We start from the raw sequence: 18,444 nt of genomic DNA, 5'->3' as shown, positions 1-18,444 counted from the left end.
GCGATCAGTAGTAGCCGCGCGGACGCAGCGGCTCGACGCCACCGACGTTGCTCATGTAGGTCTTCCACTGATCAACCAGCGTGCCGATCACCGACGGGTTCTGCGCCGACACGTCGGTCGTCTCGCCACGGTCCGCCGCGAGATCGTAAAGCTGCCAGTGACCGTCGAGCGGGCCGAGCGGCGGCTCGGTCCACAATGCCTTCCAGCGACCGTCGGCGCTGCGCAGATACGCGCGGCCGTATGCTTCGTCGCCGAACGGCGTCGTATGCACTTCGCCCGTCGTCGAACCGGTGAGCACCGGCAGCAGCGACTGGCCCGTCACCGGATACACGTAGCGGTTGTTGTAAATGACCTTGCCCTTGTTCTGCTCGACGCCCGTCAGCGTGTTGACCAGCGGCGGCGCCGGTTGCGACGGCGGCGTGACGCCCGCAACCGCGAGGAACGTCGCCGTGTTGTCGGTCACGTGCGTGAACGCGCGCAGCGTCGGCAACGGTTGCGACTGGCCCGGCAGGTGCACGATCGTCGGCGTCGACACGCCGCCTTCGCCCGAATAGCCCTTCGTGAGCCGGAACGGCGCCGCGCTCACTTCGGCCCAGCGCAGCCCGTACTGCAGGCGCTGTGCGTTCTGCTTGCCGTTGTCGGTGCCGAGCGTCGAGTAGATCGGGTCCTGTCCGTTCGCGGTATCGGTCGCCGTCGGGTCCGCGCCGGAATCGATCGGCCAGCCTTCCGCGCCGTTGTCCGACTGGAACATGATGAACGTGTTGTCGTATTCGCCGATGTCCTTCAGATGCTGGATCAGGAGTCCGATGTTGTAGTCGAGGTTCTCGACCATCCCCGCGTAGATTTCCATGTAGCGCGCCTGAGCCTTGCGCTCGGCCGGCGACAGGCTCGACCACAGCTTGTCGACCTTGCCGGAGCCGTAGTCGCTGTAGCCGTCCGCGGCCGAATGCACCGCGCTGATGTACCTTGCGCTGGCCGTGCCGTTGTTCGCGGTCGCGGGCGATGCCGCCGTCGTCTCCGGTAGCCCGTCGAACGGCTTGAAATCGGCGGGAATCAGGCCGAGCGCCTTCTGTCGCGCGATCCGCGCGTTGCGGATCGCATCGTAGCCGGCGTCGTACACGCCCGCGTACTTGTGCAGCCACGGATCGGGCACCTGCAGCGGCCAGTGCGGCGACGTGTAGGCCGCGTACGCGAAGAACGGCTTGCCGTCCTGCTTGTTCGCATCGATGTACGAGATCAGCTTCCGCGTATAGAAATCGGTCGAATAGAACACGGCAGGGCTGCCGCCCGTGCCCCCCGGTTGCCCGGGCTGGCCCGGCTGCACGTAACGACCGTCTTCCGTGTAGTTCGACGAGCCGGCCGGCTCGTGCGCGAAGTGGTTCGTCGCCGCGCCGCCGAGCAGCACGTAGCTGCGCTCGAAGCCCCACTGGTCGGGTGTCTGCCCGCTGCCCGTCGCACTGCCGACGATGCCCGAGCCGATGTGCCACTTGCCCGCGATATACGTGTGATAACCGGCGTCCTTCAGCAATTGCGCGAACGACAGCGCGCGATCGTTCAGGTAGCCCTCGTAGCCGGGCAGCCCGCGCCGCTCGTCGGTCGGCACGCCCATCGTGCCCTCGCCGACGAGATGGTGATCGGTGCCCGACACCAGCATCGCGCGCGTGATCGCGCAAACAGTGCCCGTGTGGTGGTTCGACAGGATGCGGCCCGACGCGACGAGCGCGTCGAGGTTCGGCGTGTTGATTTCGCCGCCGAACGCATGGATGTCGGAATAGCCGAGATCGTCGGCCATGATGTACAGGATGTTCGGGCGCTTGGCCGCGGGCGTCGCGCTGGCCTGCGGCGGCGGACTGCTGTCGACGCCGCCGCACGACGCGAGCGACACCGCGCCGGCAATCGCGGCGCAGACGACACGGAAACGAAAAGCATGCAACGGCGACGCGGACTTTTTCATTCTTGTTGACGCTCGATCTACGGGAGCGGCGATCTTAGCGTCGCGCGCGCAACACCCAAAGTCGGATTCGTCACATGCTAACGGGGTGGGGGAATATGTAAGGAGGCCAGTATTCCGCAACTCGCACGACGATTGATTCGCCGCGTCAGGTTGAATCACGTCGCATCAGCTTCGGGCGAATCGCGATTGCGGCGCACGTTTGTCCGGCACCGCGCCTTTTACGGGGACGTCCGCCCTTCTTCTCGTCGTAGACCATCACGACGGCATGATGCAGGCGCCCCACCCCAATTCTCAGTCGGTGTCCGGGCGCTGAACGGGGGACCAGTCGATGGAACCCGACTCTGCGAACTTGAGCCGTTCGCGCAATTCCGGATGTACACCCGCCTGCATCAGCAGCGCCATGCCGCCCAATCGCCGCGCGTCCTCATCGGTAATCGGGCACCCGTCATTCGGTTCTGCATGCGGCGGAATCGTGATGGCGACACCTGCATTCATTTCGCGGTCAAGGACGGCCTGCACGTCGCGGCGAAACACCGTGCACAGCGTAACCTGTTCGGTCTCCTCGTCGTAAAACACGATGGTGGCGCGTCTCGGTTTGCTCATGTCACCGTCCTCTACAGGTCTGAAATTTTTTCGAAAGCACGTTGCCTGCACAATGCGTAGGTTCTGGGGTCTTTATACATCGCGCCAGCGGCCGCACACATTTCCATGTCGATTTCGTATCGTGCGAAACACTGTGCCTCTTGAAACGCGTCGACAGCCGCCGTGGTCATAGCGTCGCCCCACGGTGAGTCGTCGAGCGAGAACGGTGTCGCGTCGCTGAGCAGCGCACTATCAACCCGTACGGGCGCGATGCCGGCAATACCACTGCCTGTGCCAGCTATGATGCTCTCCAGGTATCGTATCAACTCATCAGCCGATACATCGCTTGGCCGTGCCCAACTCGGGATTGGCGTGTCCGCAGACCGCAACGCCATGGGTGCCACTCTACCGAACCGGTTCCCACGAGGGAGAGGGGGCAGGGACCGCCGACCACCCGAAGCGCCGCCATTCACCGCCACGCGCTCAATCTCGACGACGACCCGCCCATCCCCGATGGCGGACCTGAGCAAATCGAGCGGTGCACCACGAACGGTACCAAGGCCCAATTGCCGCACGTACATCACCGCATTCGTCGTCAGGCCTGCATACTTCGGCCAGTGCAGCATCAGTTCGGAGATTGCGGCGCGCTGACTGGCCAACAACGTTCCACGTCCCGCGCGCGTCAGTGTCGCGCGCTTTCCCGAACCCAATTCGATTGCGATTGAAGCCATTCGAAACCCCGGCGTTACCGTCGGGCGAATCTACTTTTCGCAACACGATGTCACAAGCTCGCGGTTTTCATGGAACACGCAAAAACCTGCGCGCGTCGGGACTGACGGCTCGCATTGTTTCCCCGAGACATGCCGCCGAGGCGCTGCGGCTCGCTGTTTGGCGCCGCGCAGACGCCCGCATTCCGGATGTACGTATGTGCTCCCAGCGTCGGAAATCTTTAAATTCTGTTACCTGCCCCAGGTAGTCCCTGTCGTGCGCTCAATACCGCATCACCCGATACAGACCGGCGGCCGCAAGCGCCATGCCTCACCACGCGAGCCCGCCGCTCGTCTCGCTGACCACGACGAGCGCGATCAACGCGGTGGCGGGTGGTATCAGGAAAACAGCGCCGACACACGCGACGCGTCGCCGTAGCGCACCAATGCGCTCCATACCCTCGCCATCCTTGGCGTGGAAACGTTAGAAAAAGTCTCGAGACGGCCAACAAGAGCTGCAAAACTACACCGATCGCGGCAATCGCGAAGGTTACCGCGACCGATCGGCATGCCAGCGTCAGCGCTACCCGGCACCATGGGCGGGATATCGCCGGCGCAATCACCCGATCTAAACTCGATCGATCTGCTCGACAACCTGCTAGAGTTGCCGGTCAATTTTTGGAAAGGGACATGTAAGAATTGCGCGACTTATCCCGAGAAAGTGCTCGCGCCGCGCCCGTACAGCTATCTCGGCCTGAAGGCGAACACTGCGATTCGGGGTGCGCAATGAATTGGCTTGCAGACCGATTGCTTCTCATCGTCACGGCACTGATCGTCACGGCCGCAGGCTGGGCGATCATCAGCGCGACAGGCGAATGGTTTCCGCTTCTGATGACGGTGACCGCGTTCGCTTCACTGTGGATCGAAAACTCGCGGCTGCGCAAGCTGCTCGAACAAAACGGTATCGATCCGCGACGACGCAAGCGCTAGTCGCCCGAAAAAAGCGGCTTACCGGTTTTTCCTCACTGGGTTCAGGCTGACTATGCGAGACGCACGAGAGTGCGACACGCATCCAACCAGATTGTCACGTCGTCATCGGAGAACCGCTCGCCGTCATCCGCGCTCGCCGTTCGCGTCGTCCGACGCCAGCATGTTCGGAATCTCGTCGACCAGCGCATCGACGACGACCCGCACCTTCGACGGCACGTGACGCGCCGCCGGTCGCACCGCGAACACTTCGGCGCCCGACACGCTGTCGCTGTCCATCACGAGCGCGAGGCGGCCGTCGCGCACGTACGGCGCCATCAGCCAGCACGGCAGCCACGCAAGGCCCGCGCCGGCGGCAGCCGCATCGGCGATCGCCTGCAGGTCGTCGAACCGCAGCCGGCCGGCCGCGCGATGGTCGTGCACCGCGCCGTCCGCGCCGATGACCCGCCATGGCGTCGGTTGTCCACCGCGCGAATACGCGATGCCGACGTGCGACGCGAGTTCGTCGAGCCCCGACGGCCGGCCGTGACGCGCGAGATACGCGGGCGATGCGCAGATGCCCATGCGCTGCACGCCCAGCTTGCGGCCGACCAGCGCGTTCGTATCGGCCAACTCGCCGATGCGCACCGCCAGGTCGAAGCCGTCGTTGACGAGGTCGGCCACGCGGTCGCTGAACGACATGTCGATTTCGAGCCGCGGGTGGCGCTCGACGAGACGCCGCACCACGGGCGCCACGCACTGCCGCCCGAACAGCACCGGCACGCTGACGCGCACGCGCCCGGCCGGCTCGCGGCGCCCCGCGTCGAGCGCGGCCTCCGTTTCGCCGAGTTCGGCCAGCAGCCGCCGGCATTGCTCGTAATAGACGAGCCCTTCGTCGGTCAGGCCGAGCTGGCGCGTCGTGCGCTGCAGCAGCCGCGCGCCGAGACGCAGTTCGAGCCGCGCGACGATCTTCGCGACGGCCGAGCGCGTCATGCCGAGGCGCAGCGCCGCCGCCGCGAAGCTGCCCGATTCCACCACGTCGACAAATTCGGCGACGCCTCTCAGCCGTTCATCCATGCCGCTCCGCTCCGGTGCGATGACAGGGTTGTGTCCGTGCTGGCGACAATCGTCGGCCGAATTCTCGCCAATGCGTCCACCTGCGCAACACTATGATAGTCCTGACTATCTCGAAAAGGAGTCGACATGCATGCATGGCAAATCAAACCGGGCGACGGCATTGCCGGGCTCCGGCGCATCGACGCGACACCGCGCGCGGTCGGGCCGACCGGCGTCGTCGTCAGGATCCATTCGGCCGCGCTGAACTATCGCGACCTGATGTTCGCGCGCGGCGACTATCTCGGTATCGGCACCGACGCGCTGATCCCGGTCGCCGACGGCGCCGGAGAAGTGGTCGAGACGGGCCGCGACGTCACGCGCTTCAAGCCGGGCGACCGCGTGATCAATACGTACTTCCCGCGGTGGATCGACGGGCCGCCGACACCGCACAAAGTGTCGGGTTCGCCCGGCGCGCAATTCGACGGCGTGCTCGCCGAACGCTTCGTGTCCGACGAGGCCGCGCTGGTCGCGATCCCCGCGCATCTCGACTACGACGAAGCCGCGACGCTGTCGTGCGCGGGCGTCACCGCGTGGAACGCGCTGTTCGTCGACGGCGGACTGTCGCCGGGCGCGACCGTCGTGCTGCTCGGCACGGGTGGCGTATCGATCATCGCGCTACAGCTCGCGCAGGCCGCCGGGTTGCGCACGATCGTCACGTCGTCGAGCGACGCGAAGCTCGAACGCGCTCGTGCACTCGGTGCGGACGCAACGATCAACTATCGGACGACGCCCGAATGGCAACACGAAGTATTGCGCCTCACCGGCGGTGCGGGCGCGGATCTCGTCGTCGAAGTCGGCGGACGCGATACGCTGCCGCGCTCGCTCGCCGCGACGAAAACAGGCGGCATCGTGTCGGTGATCGGCGGGCTCAGCAGCTTCGACGGGCCCGAACTCGGGCTGCTGCCGCTGATCGGCGGCTTCCGGCGTCTGCACGGCTTCATGGTCGGCAGCCGCGCGATGCTCGACGACGTCGTGCGGCTCGTCGACGCGAAACGGATCAAGCCGGTGGTCGATCGCGTGTTCGGCTTCGACGAGGCGCCGCAAGCGTATGCATACCTGCAATCGGGGCAGCACTTCGGCAAGGTCGTGATTCGCGTCGCATCGTGACGCCTGAAGGCGGCACACGCCGCCTTCTTCCGCCTCCTCCCTCTCCGCTCCCCGTCTTCCCGTCCAAAGCGCATTCGCGCAAATGCTTTTCCGAATCCGTTATTGGATCGCACCGCCGCGCGTTTTTATACTCGTCAGCACTCTCTGTTAAAGAGTGCCAGCCAATTTCGACAGAACAGCACAGGACGAAAAGATGAGCCTACGCCCCTTGCACGACCGCGTGATCGTGAAGCGACTCGACCAGGAAACCACCACCGCATCGGGCATCGTGATTCCCGATAGCGCCGCCGAGAAACCCGATCAGGGCGAAGTGATCGCCGTCGGCCCCGGCCGCAAGGATACCGACGGCCAGCGCATCGTGCCCGACCTGCAGGTCGGCGAGCGCGTGCTGTTCGGCAAGTACGCGGGGCAAGCCGTCAAGGTGGACGGCAACGAGTTTCTCGTGCTGCGCGAAGAAGACATCGTCGCGGTCGTCAATCAATAACGGAGCGCAATCATGGCAGCCAAGGAAATCATTTTCAGCGACATCGCACGATCGAAGTTGACCGAAGGCGTGAACATTCTCGCGAACGCGGTCAAGGTCACGCTCGGGCCGAAGGGCCGCAACGTCGTGCTCGAACGCAGCTTCGGCGCGCCCGTCGTCACGAAGGACGGCGTGTCGGTCGCGAAGGAAATCGAACTCGCGGACAAGCTGCAGAACATCGGTGCGCAGCTCGTGAAGGAAGTCGCGTCGCGCACCAGCGACGCGGCCGGCGACGGCACGACGACGGCTACCGTGCTCGCGCAGGCGATCGTCCGTGAAGGCCAGAAGTACGTCGCGGCCGGGCTCAATCCGCTCGACCTGAAGCGCGGCATCGACAAGGCCGTCGCGTCGGCCGTCGACGAATTGAAGAAGATCAGCAAGCCGACCACCACGAGCAAGGAAATCGCGCAGGTCGCGACGATCTCCGCGAACGGCGAGGAATCGATCGGCCAGCGTATCGCCGAGGCGATCGACCGCGTCGGCAAGGAAGGCGTGATCACCGTCGAGGACGGCAAGTCGCTCGCCGACGAGCTCGACGTCGTCGAGGGGCTGCAGTTCGATCGCGGCTACCTGTCGCCGTATTTCATCAACAATCCGGACAAGCAGATCGCCGAGATCGAAAACCCGTACATCCTGCTGCACGACAAGAAGATTTCGAACATCCGCGATCTGCTGCCGGTGCTCGAACAGGTCGCGAAGTCGGGCCGGCCGCTGCTGATCATCGCGGAAGACGTCGAAGGCGAAGCGCTCGCGACGCTCGTCGTGAACAACATCCGCGGGATCCTGAAGACGGTGGCGGTCAAGGCACCGGGCTTCGGCGATCGCCGCAAGGCGCTGCTCGAGGACATCGCGATCCTCACCGGCGGCCAGGTGATCGCCGAGGAAACGGGCCTGACGCTTGAGAAGGCCACGCTCGCCGAGCTCGGCCAGGCGAAGCGCATCGAAGTCGGCAAGGAAAACACCACGGTGATCGACGGCGCGGGCGATGCGAAGAACATCGAGGCGCGCGTGAAGCAGATCCGCGTGCAGATCGAAGAGGCGACGTCCGACTACGATCGCGAGAAGCTGCAGGAACGCGTCGCGAAGCTCGCGGGCGGCGTGGCGGTGATCAAGGTCGGCGGCGCGACCGAAATCGAGGTGAAGGAGAAGAAAGATCGCGTCGACGACGCGCTGCACGCGACGCGCGCGGCCGTCGAGGAAGGCATCGTGCCGGGCGGCGGCGTCGCGCTGATCCGCGTACGGCAGGCGATTCGCGAACTGAAGGGCGCGAACGCCGATCAGGACGCGGGCATCAAGATCGTGCTGCGCGCGCTGGAAGAACCGCTGCGCCAGATCGTCACGAATGCGGGCGAGGAGGCGAGCGTCGTCGTCGCGAAGGTCGCGGAAGGCGCGGGCAACTTCGGCTACAACGCGCAGACGGGCGAGTACGGCGACCTCGTCGAATCGGGCGTGCTCGATCCGACCAAGGTCACGCGCACCGCGCTGCAGAATGCGGCGTCGGTGGCCGGGCTGCTGCTGACGACCGATGCGACCGTGTTCGAAGCGCCGAAGGATGCGGCGCCGGCCGCTGCGCCCGGCGGCCCGGGCGCGGGCGGGCCGGGGTTCGATTTCTGACGACGCGGCGGCGTGCGCGCCGGTTTGTCGGTATGCGCGCGGTCATGTAGTCACGGGAAACGCGTGGCGACGGAAGTCGTCACGCGTTTTTCTTTAGGATCGACCGTCTGCGGAGCAGTTGGCGCAAACCAAACGTTCTGATACGCACCCTGCCACACCAGCGCGCATCTTTCGCAGTGCACGTAACGCGCGACTCACACGCCTTTACGACCTTTTTACTTGCGCCCGCGCATCCGTTCACTAGAATGGGTCCGCCATCCACCGCCGAGCACGCGCCATGCGCATCCGAAGTCCTCGTCCTCCGAGTTGCTTTTCTGCCTGACAGGCCGGACGCCTGCGTCACCTTCCCGAGTCACCGTCCTGCCGACAGGCGGACGATGCGCGCCGTAGTCCTTTCCGTGCACGCTTGAACGCGATGTCGATGTGGTCGTCACGCATCGCAATGTATGCGTTCGAGCACGTGCATCGACACAGGCCGCGTAACGACGCGCCATCGATCCGCCGATTCTAGCCGGTTGTTTTGCATCACTGATTTCATTCACGGGGCCTTCCGCTTCCGCAGCATCGCATGCCCCGTCGCGATCGTCTTTCATACAGGAGCCGTGAAATGATGCTGGGTTTGACGTTCTGGAAACACGTGATCGGCAGGCGGACCGAAACCCTCCACGAAGCGCGAGCGACGGCGCACGACCGGCATCGCCGGGTGTCGAGAACGCTCGTACTGGCGAGCGCCGCGGTCGCGTTCGCGGCAATCGCGTTCGGTGCGCCGGTCGTCGGCATTTCGGTGTTTGTGCTGACGACGCTGCCGTTCGTACTGTCGGGCACCTGAGGTTGCCCCTATCGGGCGCGACTCCGTCGGCGCTCGATACGAAATTTTAATGCTTGCCCACCGCGTATCTGACACCGTCTTTACGCGAGGTTATCTAGGATTTCCCTGTCATCCCGACACGGAGCAATCCGCATGCAAACGCAGCAGGCCGCCGTCGGCGGCCAATCCCCCCTCCCTCACCGACGCGGCAGCACGCCGTCCGCGCCCCGGCTCGCCAACGCTTGTCCGCCGGACAACATCCTGCTCGATGTACCCGTGGAAAGCGCGAGCCAGTTGTTCGACCTGATCGCGCGCCATGTCGCGCGCGGCAGCGGCGTATCCGCCGACCGGATCCGCGCCGAACTGATCAAGCGCGAGCAACTCGGCTCGACCGGCCTCGGGCAAGGCGTCGCGATTCCGCATGCGCGCGTCGACGGGCTCGGCTCGGCCGTCGCGCTGTTCGTTCGCGCGCGGTACCCGTTCGCGTTCAACGCGCCGGACCGCAAGCCCGTGCATGAATTCATCGTGCTGGTGCTGCCGCACGCGGACGGCCGCATGCACCTCGAACTGCTCGCCGATGCCGCGCGATGGTTCAGCGAACGCGCGATCCGGCAGGCGTCGCGCGATGCGCAAACGCCCGAAGAGATTCACCGGCTCATGCAACGCACTGTTTGACCCGACATCGTGCAACGGCAGGCATTCCCTCCATCATTTCCGATTCCCATGTTCCCAGACCCTGATACTCCCACCCGACGCGTGGCCGGCCTGACCCGCGCGCTGCCTTTCATGCAGGCGCTGCACGGACAGACCGTCGTCATCGTCGACGGCGGTGCCGCGAGCGACGCCCACGCGCGCTCCGCCTTCGCACAGGATGTCGCGCTGCTCGCACTCACCGGCATCCGTCCGATCGTGATCCAAAGCATCCCGACCGCGTCCGGCACGCAATCGGTCCACACCGTGCATGCGGCCATGACCGGCATCAATCATGAACTGGTGCGCCTGATCGGCAGCCACGGCGCCCCGGCGATCGGTGTCGACGGTCACGACGGCGGCTTGCTGGTTGCCAGCGCTGAACCCGACCACGCGAGCACACGCGCGATCGCACGATTCGACAGCGCTGCGTTGAACGCGTTTCTCGACAATGGACTGGTGCCCGTCGTGATGCCGGTCGCACCGGACGACGCGGGCCACGACCGGCTGTTGCGCCCGGAACGGCTCGGCAGCCTGTTCGCGCAACGCACGGGCGCCGTCACGCTGGTGATGATGGTCGACAGTGCATGGCTGCGCGAACTCGGCGAGCTTGCCGGTCTGTACGGCATCGCGGAACTCGAGCAATGGCTCGCCGAACATCCAGCCGCCGACGCGGCGCCGTGCGTACGCGACGCGCTCGATGCGCTCGCGCACGGCGTGCAGAACGTCCATCTCGCCGATATCGGGCAACCCGAATCGCTGATCGATGAGCTGTTGACGGAGGAAGGATCGGGCGTGGTGTTCTGCCGGCGCGGCAACACCGATCTGCTGTCGGAGATCCGCCGTTATTTCGCGGATTCGGCCAGTGTGCTGCGTGACGGCTTCAGCGTCGAGCAGAAGCCGGTCGTGCGTTTCTAACCGGGTAGCATAAAAACGCTTGCGGCGACCCGCAAAGGCCGCCGCAAGCGGGCAACATCGACGTCAGCGCAACGAAAACGTCAACGCCGCGCCGCCAGTCTCCTGACGACGCTCACCAGCGCATCGACTTCATCGCACGTGTTGTAGAACGCGAGCGACGGCCGCACCGTGGCCTCGAGCCCGAAACGCCGCAGGATCGGTTGCGCGCAGTGATGCCCCGAGCGCACCGCGATGCCCTCTTCGTTCAGCGCCTGCCCGACCTCCTCGGTTTCATAGCCCTTCAGCACGAACGACAGCACGCTCGCCTTGTCGCGCGCGGTACCGACGAGCCGCACGCCCGGCACCGGCGCGAGCACGCTCGTTGCATACGCAAGCAGATCGTGCTCGTAGCGCGCGATGTTCTCGATGCCGATGCGGTTCACATAGTCGAGCGCCGCGCCGAGCCCCACCGCATCCGCGATGTTGCCGGTGCCGGCTTCGAAGCGGTTCGGCGGCGGCTGGAACACCGTGCGCTCGAACGTCACGTCCGCGATCATGTTGCCGCCCCCCTGCCACGGCGGCATGTCGTCGAGGATCGCGCGCTTGCCGTACACGACGCCGATCCCGGTCGGCCCGTAAATCTTGTGTCCGGAGAACACGAAGAAATCCGCATCGAGCGCCTGCACGTCCACACGCATGTGCGAGATCGACTGCGCACCGTCGACGAGCGCCTTCGCGCCCGCGCGATGCGCGAGCTCGACGATCTCCTTCACCGGCACGACCGTACCGAGCGCGTTCGACACCTGCGTGACGGACACGATCTTCGTGCGATCGTTGAGCAGCTTCCGGTATTCGTCGAGCAGCACCTGCCCCGAATCGTCGACCGGAATTACACGAAGCTTCGCGCCCTTGACCGCGGCAAGCTGCTGCCACGGCACGATGTTCGCGTGATGCTCGAGATGCGACACGACGATCTCGTCACCTTCGCCGACGTTCTGCACGCCCCACGTCTTCGCGATCAGGTTGATCGCCTCGGTCGTGCCGCGCACGAACACGATCTCGTCCGGCGACGATGCGCCGATGAAGCGCTGCACCGTTTCCCGCGCATGCTCGTACGCATCCGTCGCGCGGCCGGCCAGTGCATGCGCCGCGCGGTGGATGTTCGAGTTCTCGTGTGCGTAGAAGTATGCGAGGCGGTCGATCACGGCCTGCGGCTTGTGCGTCGTCGCCGCGTTGTCGAACCAGACAAGCTGCTTGCCGTTCACGCGCTCCTGAAGGATCGGGAAATCGCGGCGGATCGCGTTCACGTCGAACGGCGGATGCGCGCCGCGATACAGCTGGCTTTGCGGCTCGGCTGCGTGCGCGTCGTCGATGAAATACCGCGGCACATCCGCGCCCGATGCGCCCGATGCGCCCGATGCACGCGACACCGGCACGTCGCGATGCACGGCGAGCAGTTCGCGCAGCGCGTCGTCGTCCGGCAACCCGAACGCTTCCGGCGACGCCAGCCCGTTCGACGGCACGACGATGTCCTGCGGCGTCGCCTGCCAGCCTTGCAGCGAACCGTCGGTGAAGTAGTACGGCGACGTCTTCGCCGCGCTTTCCGGTGCCGGCGTATTCACCTGCGGCACGCCGAGCGCCGCGCCGCCGACACGCGGTTCGAGCGCGGGCGCGATCGACACCGCGTTGTCGGGCAGCCCGTTCTGCGCGGCCGCATGCGGCGCGAGCGCGGGTGCGCGGTTGCCGAGCGACAGCACGTGCGTCGGCGCGGACGGCGCGAGGTTCGCGCCCGGTACCTTGCCTTGCGGCAACGCAAGACCCGGCACGCCGGTGCCCGCGCCGCCCGGGCCCGCGAGCGGCGAGCCGCCCGGCACCGGGTTGCTCACCGACGCGAGAATCGGCGCCGCGGCCGGCAAGGCCGACGGCACGCCGCCAACCGCACCGCTGCCGGCCGACAGCCCGGGCGCGGTGGCCTGCCCGGGCGGCGTCGCGAAGAACTCGGACGCGAGCCGCGCGAGCGTCGCCGGGTCGGGCAAGCCGGCCGGCAGCGGCGCATGCGGCAACGCGTGCGCGTCGCCGCCGGCCAGGCCGGGATTAACGGTAGGTGTCGGGATAGTCATGGAACTTGGCGATTTCGACGTCATCGAGGACAGCCAGCGCATCCGGAGAATGGATCGCGAGCGAGCAATACAGCGAGATCAGGTACGACGCGATCGCCTGGTTGTTGATCCCCATGAAGCGCACCGACAGGCCCGGCCCCTGCTCGCCCGCGACGCCCGGCTGATACAGGCCGACGACGCCCTGGCGCTTGTCGCCGACGCGCAGCAGCAGGATCTTGGTCTTGCCGTCCGCGACCGGCACCTTGTCCGACGGAATCAGCGGAATGCCGCGCCACGTGAGGAACTGCGAGCCGAACAGGCTGACCGTCGGCGGCGGCACGCCGCGCCGCGTGCATTCGCGGCCGAACGCGGCGATCGCGAGCGGGTGCGTGAGGAAGAATGCCGGCTCCTTCCACACCTTCGTCAGCAGCTCGTCGAGATCGTCCGGCGTCGGCGCGCCCGTCAGCGGGAAGATCCGCTGTTCGTCGGTCACGTTCGCGAGCAGCCCGTAATCGGGATTGTTGATCAACTGGCTTTCCTGCAGTTCCTTGATCGTCTCGATCGTCAGGCGCAGCTGTTCCTTGATCTGGTCATGAGGACTGCTGTAAAGATCGGAGATCCGCGTATGCACGTCGAGCACCGTGCTCACCGCGTTCAGGAAGTATTCGCGCGGCTGTTCCTCGTACGGCACGAAGGTCTGCGGCAGCACGCTTTCGTCCTCGAGCTGCGTGCACGCGGCGCGCACCGCTTCCGGGTTCTTCACCTGGTTCAGGCGGTAGATGCCGGCCTCGACCGGCACCCATTGCAGCAGATGGGTCAGCCAGCGCGGCGTGATCGTGGAAAGCTGCGGGACGGTCTTGGTAGCGTTCGCTAGTTGGCGGGCGGCGTGATCGCTCAGCGCGGCCGTGCCGCTTGCAACGGTCGACATGTGTGGCTCCGGGTTCTTAAGATGAAAAACGGGATTGCTTATGACGCTGGGTGATTATCGGAAGCACGCCCCTGCCGGCTCAACATGCTATAGCCGTCAGGTCGTGCACCCGAAAGGGGAAAACGATGGGGGACGGCCTCAGGTGACGTACGCGCTTGGCAGTAGCGTCGAGATCGACACGTCGAATGCGCGCGCGATCTTGTCGGCCGTGACGATCGATGCGATCGCCTCGCCGCGCTCGATCTCGCCGACATACGAGCGGTTCAGCCCCGCGTGCTCGGCCAGTTGCTCCTGCGACCACGTGCGCGCTTCGCGCAGCTTGCGCACGGTGGCGCCGAAGTGATGGATGAGGTCGCTCATCGCGCCTCCTAGGCGACGCGCGCCGCCGTGCGCGGCGCGGCGTTCGCTTCGCTGCGCAGCACGGCCTGCGTGACGTTTTCGCCGGCCGGCACGTCCTGCGTGAGCCACACGTTGCCGCCGATCACCGCGCCGCGCCCGATCGTCACGCGGCCGAGAATCGTTGCGCCCGCATAGATCACCACGTCGTCCTCGACGATCGGATGGCGCGCGAGCCCTTTCTCCAGATGGCCGTCCGCATCGCGCGGGAAGCGCTTCGCGCCGAGCGTGACGGCCTGATACACGCGCACGCGCTCGCCGATGATCGCCGTCTCGCCGATCACGACGCCCGTGCCGTGGTCGATGAAGAACCCCGCGCCGATGCGCGCGCCCGGATGGATGTCGATGCCGGTTTCCGCATGCGCTTGCTCGGCGATGATCCGCGCGAGCAGCGGCAGGCCGAGCCCGTACAGCTCGTGCGCGAGCCGGTGGTGGATCATCGCGAGGATGCCCGGATAGCACAGCAGCACCTCGTCGACGCTGCCCGCCGCCGGATCGCCGTGGAAGGCCGCGAGCACGTCGCTGTCGAGCAGGCGGCGAATCTCCGGCAAGCGTGCGGCGAACGCCTGCACGGCCTTCGACGCGACTTCGCCGAGGTTGTCTACCGGCCCGTCGGCGTTACGCTGGCGCGCCGCGTAACGCAATTCGAGCGTCACCTGCGTGAGCAGCGCGTTCAGCGCCGCGTCGAGCGCGTGAGCCACGTGGAAGTTCTCGCTTTCCTGCCGCAGGTCGGGGGGCCCGAGCCGCATCGGGAACAGCACCCCCTTCAGCGCGCCGACGATCTGCGCGAGCGCCTCGCGCGCCGGCAAATCGCGCCCGCCCGGTTCGAGCGAGCGCCGCTGTTTTTCGCGCCATGCGCGGCGCACCGTCTGCAGCGATTGAACGATGTCGTCGATATCGAATGCGGCCATGCTGCTTTCTCCCCGTAACGGCCGTGAATCAATCCTGCGCCCACGGCAGGCCGCGAAAGCGCCAGCCGTTGTGGCCGCCGCGATGCTGCCGCTCGTCGAGGTCGCCCTCGAAGCCTTCGAGCACATTGAACACCTGCGTGAAACCACCCTTGGTGGCAGCCTCGGCCGCCTGCGCCGAGCGGTTGCCGCTGCGGCACAGCAGCAGCACGACCGCACCCTTGCCGGTCTTCGCTTCCAGTTCGCGCACGAAGCGCGGGTTGCGCGTCAGGCTCGTACCGGTCGCCCACGGCACGTGCAGCGACTCCGGCACGTAACCGACGAATTTCCGTTCCTCGGCCGTGCGCACGTCGACCAGCACTGCGTCGCCCGCCGTGAACAACGCCCACGCGGCTTCCGGCGCAACGCCGCCCGCGTAGGGCGTGCCGGCCGCCACGGCCGTTGTGCGCGCGTCTTCCAGCGCCTGCTGGGCGGCAGTTCGTTCTTCCAGTTCAACCGTCATGACACTTCCTTGTATTCTCAGATTCGTATGAACAAAGACACCGGGAATGCGGCTGTTGCAGCTTGCGTGCTGTCTATAGCCGTCAGCGCCACTATGCGAGTGCGGTCGGGGAAGCAGAACCAATAAAAATTCATTTCCTAATCAGCGCCGCGGGGAATGCAATAGCAGACGCGCGCTATCGATGCGCGGTCGTTGGCGGGATGGAAATGGAGGACGGGGGCCGTTCGATGTCGTGCATCGAAGGGATTCGAAAGGAAGCGAGAGAGACGATCGGCGCGGCATGCGGCGCGTCGTCATGGAGTCCGAAATGGAACGGATCACGCGATGCACCGACGAAGCCACCGCGCCTCGCCGATGCATGTGTTCTTCAGTACGTCACACCACCGGGTCGACCACCGTAACCGGCGCGCCACGCGCCTCGATATCGCGCCCCGCGAGCAGACACAGATCCTCGCGATGATGCGTGGCGACCACCTGCACGCCCACCGGCACGCCGTTCACGATCGACGTCGTGACGGCCAGCCCCGGCAGCCCCATCGCGGGCAGCGCGCGCAACGTGAGCTGCGCTTCCCATACGCGCTCGAACCCGTCCGGCCCTTGCCGGTCGAGATCGTCCGGAAACGGCAGTTCCGACGAAACCGGCAGCAGCAACACCGGATATTCATCGAAAAACAGCCGCCACTCGCGCGTCAACGTCGTGCGTCGGACCAGCGCGCGGCTGATCACGTCGGCCGGCAGATCGCACACCTTGCCGCGCACGGCGGCGATCACCGCAGCCGCGCCCGGATCGCCATCCTGCTCGACCGAGTTCGCCAGCGCGTCGAAGCCATCGCCGAGCCACAGCTGTTCCTGCAGCAGCGCGGCCTCGCGCATCGGCGGCGTATCGTCGATCTCGTCGACGGTCCAGCCGGCATCGACGAGCCGGCGCGCGGCATCGCGCAACGCGGTCTCGACTTCGGGCACGACCTCCAGGCCGCGCGGACGCACGCACAGCGCCGCGCGCCTCGGCACCTCACGCCCGTCGAACGGCACCGCGACGTGCCACGGATCGCGCGGGTCCGGTGCGGAGAACGCTCGCAGCGCAAGCGAGAGATCGTCGATCGTGCGCGCGATCGGCCCGGCCGCCGACATCAGTTGCGCGCCGATCGCCCGCTCGGGCGACGACGCATTGAATGCCGGCACGCGACCGAGCGACGGCCGGATTCCATGCACGCCGCACGCATAGGCCGGGTAGCGCACCGAGCCGCCGATGTCGGTGCCGACCGCGAGCGGTCCGATCCCGGCTGCTACGGCCGCCGCCGCGCCGCCGCTCGATCCGCCCGGCGTCAGCGACGGATTGCGCGGATTGCGCGTATGACCATGCACGCGATTCGACGTGAACCAGCGCAATGCGAACGTCGGCGAATTGGTGCGGCCGAGCAGCACTCCGCCGGCCTTGCGGATGTTGGCGACCACCGGGCTGTCGGCGGGCGCGATCAGGTTTTCCTGCAGGCGCGTGCCGTTGGTCGTCGCGAAGCCGGCCTGATCGACGTTGATCTTCACGGTGACGGGTACGCCCGCGAGCGGCCCCGGATCGTCGCCGCGCGCGATCGCGCGATCGACTTCGTCGGCCTGCCGCCGCACGTCGTCGGGGCGGTGTTCGACCACCGCGTTGATCGCCGGATTCACCGCATCGAGACGATCGAGCACGGCGTCCGCCACTTCGCGCGCGGACACGTCACGCTGCCGCACGCGTTTCGCGAGTTCGGTCGCCGACAGTTGCCAGAGTTCGGTCATGACTTCTCCTGCTGAAAAGACATCACAATCACGCGCGGCGCCGCGCTTCGTCACGAAAGCGCGGCGCCGCATTCGCTCACTGCGTATCCTGCTTCGCGCGCTCGGCGGCGGCGATGATCGCGTCGGCCACGGCCTTCGGCTGGCTCAGCATCGCGACGTGGCTCGCGTTCACGCGCGCGACCGTCGCGCCGATCCGCTTCGCCATCGCTTCCTGCAGCGTCGGATCGATCATCCGGTCGTGCGTCGCGACGACGAACGTCGACGGCTTCGCATGCCATGCGGCTTGCGCGACCTTCTCCGAGATGCACCCGCTATACCACGGCCCCTGGGTCGCGGCAACGATGCGCTGCTGCGCGGGCGGCAGATCCGGCGCGAAATCCTGTGCGATCGCCTTGTCCGACAGCCGCGCGAAACCGCCGGCGTCCTTGCGCAGTTCGCCAGCCCATGCCGGCGCCGGCAGCCCCTGCGTGACGTCGGCGATCGACTGGCCGTTGTCCGGCGCGAACGCCGCGACGTACACGAGCGACTTCACCTTGTCGTCGTTGCCCGCGTCGCTAATCACGACGCCCGCCCACGAGTGGCCGACCAGCACGACCGGCCCCTTCTGTTCGTCGATCGTACGCTTCGTCGCGGCCGCGTCGTCGGCAAGCGAGCTCAGCGGGTTCTGCACCGACACCACGTGCAGCCCGCGCGCCTCGAGCAGCGGGATCACGCGGTTCCAGCTCGACCCGTCGGCAAATGCGCCGTGTACGAGCACGACGTTGGTGCCCTTCAGGTCTTCCTTCGGCGCGGCCTGCGCCGCGACCGCACCGAACAGTCCGCCGATCATCGCGGCGGATACCAGAACGCGTTTCATCAAACCGGCCATCGT

General features: G+C 66.4%; 19 protein-coding genes. 7 read left to right on the top strand and 12 right to left on the bottom strand.

Annotated elements, in window-relative coordinates:
* Nucleotides 1-4: 4 nt before the first annotated feature.
* The 4 genes from J8I35_RS04250 to J8I35_RS34800 all read right to left on the bottom strand — a co-directional run bounded on the left by J8I35_RS04250 (nt 5) and on the right by J8I35_RS34800 (nt 3,700).
* Entirely contained in the window at nt 5-1,954 is a 1,950-nt protein-coding gene (locus J8I35_RS04250) for an arylsulfatase (protein WP_209924585.1), read from the bottom strand.
* 291 nt (nt 1,955-2,245) lie between these two features.
* Nucleotides 2,246-2,557 (bottom strand): hypothetical protein, encoded by a 312-nt coding sequence (locus J8I35_RS04245; protein WP_050017241.1) that lies wholly within the window; start codon nt 2,555-2,557, stop codon nt 2,246-2,248.
* 11 nt (nt 2,558-2,568) lie between these two features.
* On the bottom strand, nt 2,569-3,267 hold the full coding sequence (locus J8I35_RS04240; RefSeq protein WP_245170096.1) for a hypothetical protein: 699 nt from the start codon (nt 3,265-3,267) through the stop codon (nt 2,569-2,571).
* 307 nt (nt 3,268-3,574) lie between these two features.
* Nucleotides 3,575-3,700: a hypothetical protein gene (locus tag J8I35_RS34800; protein ID WP_256975687.1), complete on the bottom strand. Its 126-nt coding sequence runs from the start codon at nt 3,698-3,700 to the stop codon at nt 3,575-3,577.
* A 242-nt stretch (nt 3,701-3,942) separates the two neighbouring features.
* Here J8I35_RS34800 and J8I35_RS04230 point away from each other — a divergent pair, with 242 nt between their 5' ends.
* Nucleotides 3,943-4,233, top strand: coding sequence for a hypothetical protein (locus J8I35_RS04230; protein WP_245170095.1), 291 nt, complete (start codon nt 3,943-3,945; stop codon nt 4,231-4,233).
* A gap of 123 nt (nt 4,234-4,356) precedes the next feature.
* Here the strand turns inward: J8I35_RS04230 and J8I35_RS04225 are convergent, their stop codons facing one another.
* Nucleotides 4,357-5,286 carry a LysR substrate-binding domain-containing protein gene (locus tag J8I35_RS04225; RefSeq protein WP_124594171.1) on the bottom strand — a complete coding sequence of 310 codons (930 nt, stop codon included), beginning with the start codon at nt 5,284-5,286 and terminating at the stop codon, nt 4,357-4,359.
* A gap of 126 nt (nt 5,287-5,412) precedes the next feature.
* Between J8I35_RS04225 and J8I35_RS04220 the strand changes: the two genes are divergently transcribed.
* From J8I35_RS04220 to J8I35_RS04195, 6 genes are all read left to right on the top strand, one after another.
* Nucleotides 5,413-6,432, top strand: a complete 1,020-nt coding sequence (locus tag J8I35_RS04220; protein WP_124638399.1) for an NAD(P)-dependent alcohol dehydrogenase — start codon at nt 5,413-5,415, stop codon at nt 6,430-6,432.
* A gap of 193 nt (nt 6,433-6,625) precedes the next feature.
* Nucleotides 6,626-6,916 carry a co-chaperone GroES gene (locus J8I35_RS04215; RefSeq protein ID WP_011694564.1) on the top strand — a complete coding sequence of 97 codons (291 nt, stop codon included), beginning with the start codon at nt 6,626-6,628 and terminating at the stop codon, nt 6,914-6,916.
* 12 nt (nt 6,917-6,928) lie between these two features.
* Nucleotides 6,929-8,569, top strand: coding sequence for a chaperonin GroEL (groL, locus tag J8I35_RS04210; RefSeq protein ID WP_050017246.1), 1,641 nt, complete (start codon nt 6,929-6,931; stop codon nt 8,567-8,569).
* Nucleotides 8,570-9,176: 607 nt separating this feature from the next.
* Complete coding sequence (locus tag J8I35_RS04205; RefSeq protein WP_209924584.1) at nt 9,177-9,398, top strand: hypothetical protein; 222 nt, start codon at nt 9,177-9,179, stop codon at nt 9,396-9,398.
* 132 nt (nt 9,399-9,530) lie between these two features.
* On the top strand, nt 9,531-10,052 hold the full coding sequence (locus tag J8I35_RS04200) for a PTS sugar transporter subunit IIA (protein WP_209924583.1): 522 nt from the start codon (nt 9,531-9,533) through the stop codon (nt 10,050-10,052).
* A 48-nt stretch (nt 10,053-10,100) separates the two neighbouring features.
* Nucleotides 10,101-10,985 carry an acetylglutamate kinase gene (locus tag J8I35_RS04195; RefSeq protein WP_209924582.1) on the top strand — a complete coding sequence of 295 codons (885 nt, stop codon included), beginning with the start codon at nt 10,101-10,103 and terminating at the stop codon, nt 10,983-10,985.
* An 80-nt stretch (nt 10,986-11,065) separates the two neighbouring features.
* Here J8I35_RS04195 and J8I35_RS04190 read toward each other — a convergent pair whose 3' ends face one another.
* The 7 genes from J8I35_RS04190 to J8I35_RS04160 all read right to left on the bottom strand — a co-directional run bounded on the left by J8I35_RS04190 (nt 11,066) and on the right by J8I35_RS04160 (nt 18,441).
* On the bottom strand, nt 11,066-13,084 hold the full coding sequence (locus tag J8I35_RS04190; protein WP_209924581.1) for a family 2A encapsulin nanocompartment cargo protein cysteine desulfurase: 2,019 nt from the start codon (nt 13,082-13,084) through the stop codon (nt 11,066-11,068).
* Nucleotides 13,059-13,991 (bottom strand): family 2A encapsulin nanocompartment shell protein, encoded by a 933-nt coding sequence (locus tag J8I35_RS04185; protein WP_050017251.1) that lies wholly within the window; start codon nt 13,989-13,991, stop codon nt 13,059-13,061. The genes J8I35_RS04190 and J8I35_RS04185 overlap by 26 nt, the downstream gene beginning before the upstream one ends.
* A 138-nt stretch (nt 13,992-14,129) precedes the next feature.
* The gene (locus J8I35_RS04180; RefSeq protein WP_050017252.1) at nt 14,130-14,351 is read right to left on the bottom strand and encodes a helix-turn-helix transcriptional regulator; all 222 of its coding nucleotides are present in this window, start codon (nt 14,349-14,351) and stop codon (nt 14,130-14,132) included.
* 8 nt (nt 14,352-14,359) lie between these two features.
* Nucleotides 14,360-15,298 carry a serine O-acetyltransferase EpsC gene (gene epsC / locus J8I35_RS04175; RefSeq protein ID WP_050017253.1) on the bottom strand — a complete coding sequence of 313 codons (939 nt, stop codon included), beginning with the start codon at nt 15,296-15,298 and terminating at the stop codon, nt 14,360-14,362.
* Between the two features lie 28 nt (nt 15,299-15,326).
* Nucleotides 15,327-15,797 carry a rhodanese-like domain-containing protein gene (locus tag J8I35_RS04170; protein ID WP_209924580.1) on the bottom strand — a complete coding sequence of 157 codons (471 nt, stop codon included), beginning with the start codon at nt 15,795-15,797 and terminating at the stop codon, nt 15,327-15,329.
* A 375-nt stretch (nt 15,798-16,172) separates the two neighbouring features.
* Nucleotides 16,173-17,573: an amidase family protein gene (locus J8I35_RS04165; protein WP_209924579.1), complete on the bottom strand. Its 1,401-nt coding sequence runs from the start codon at nt 17,571-17,573 to the stop codon at nt 16,173-16,175.
* Nucleotides 17,574-17,649: 76 nt separating this feature from the next.
* Nucleotides 17,650-18,441 carry an alpha/beta hydrolase gene (locus J8I35_RS04160; protein WP_050017286.1) on the bottom strand — a complete coding sequence of 264 codons (792 nt, stop codon included), beginning with the start codon at nt 18,439-18,441 and terminating at the stop codon, nt 17,650-17,652.
* Nucleotides 18,442-18,444 lie beyond the last annotated feature (3 nt).

Source organism: Burkholderia sp. CpTa8-5 (genome assembly GCF_017815045.1).
GTDB lineage: Bacteria > Pseudomonadota > Gammaproteobacteria > Burkholderiales > Burkholderiaceae > Burkholderia > Burkholderia sola.
This window is presented reverse-complemented; position numbering and strand designations above follow the sequence as displayed.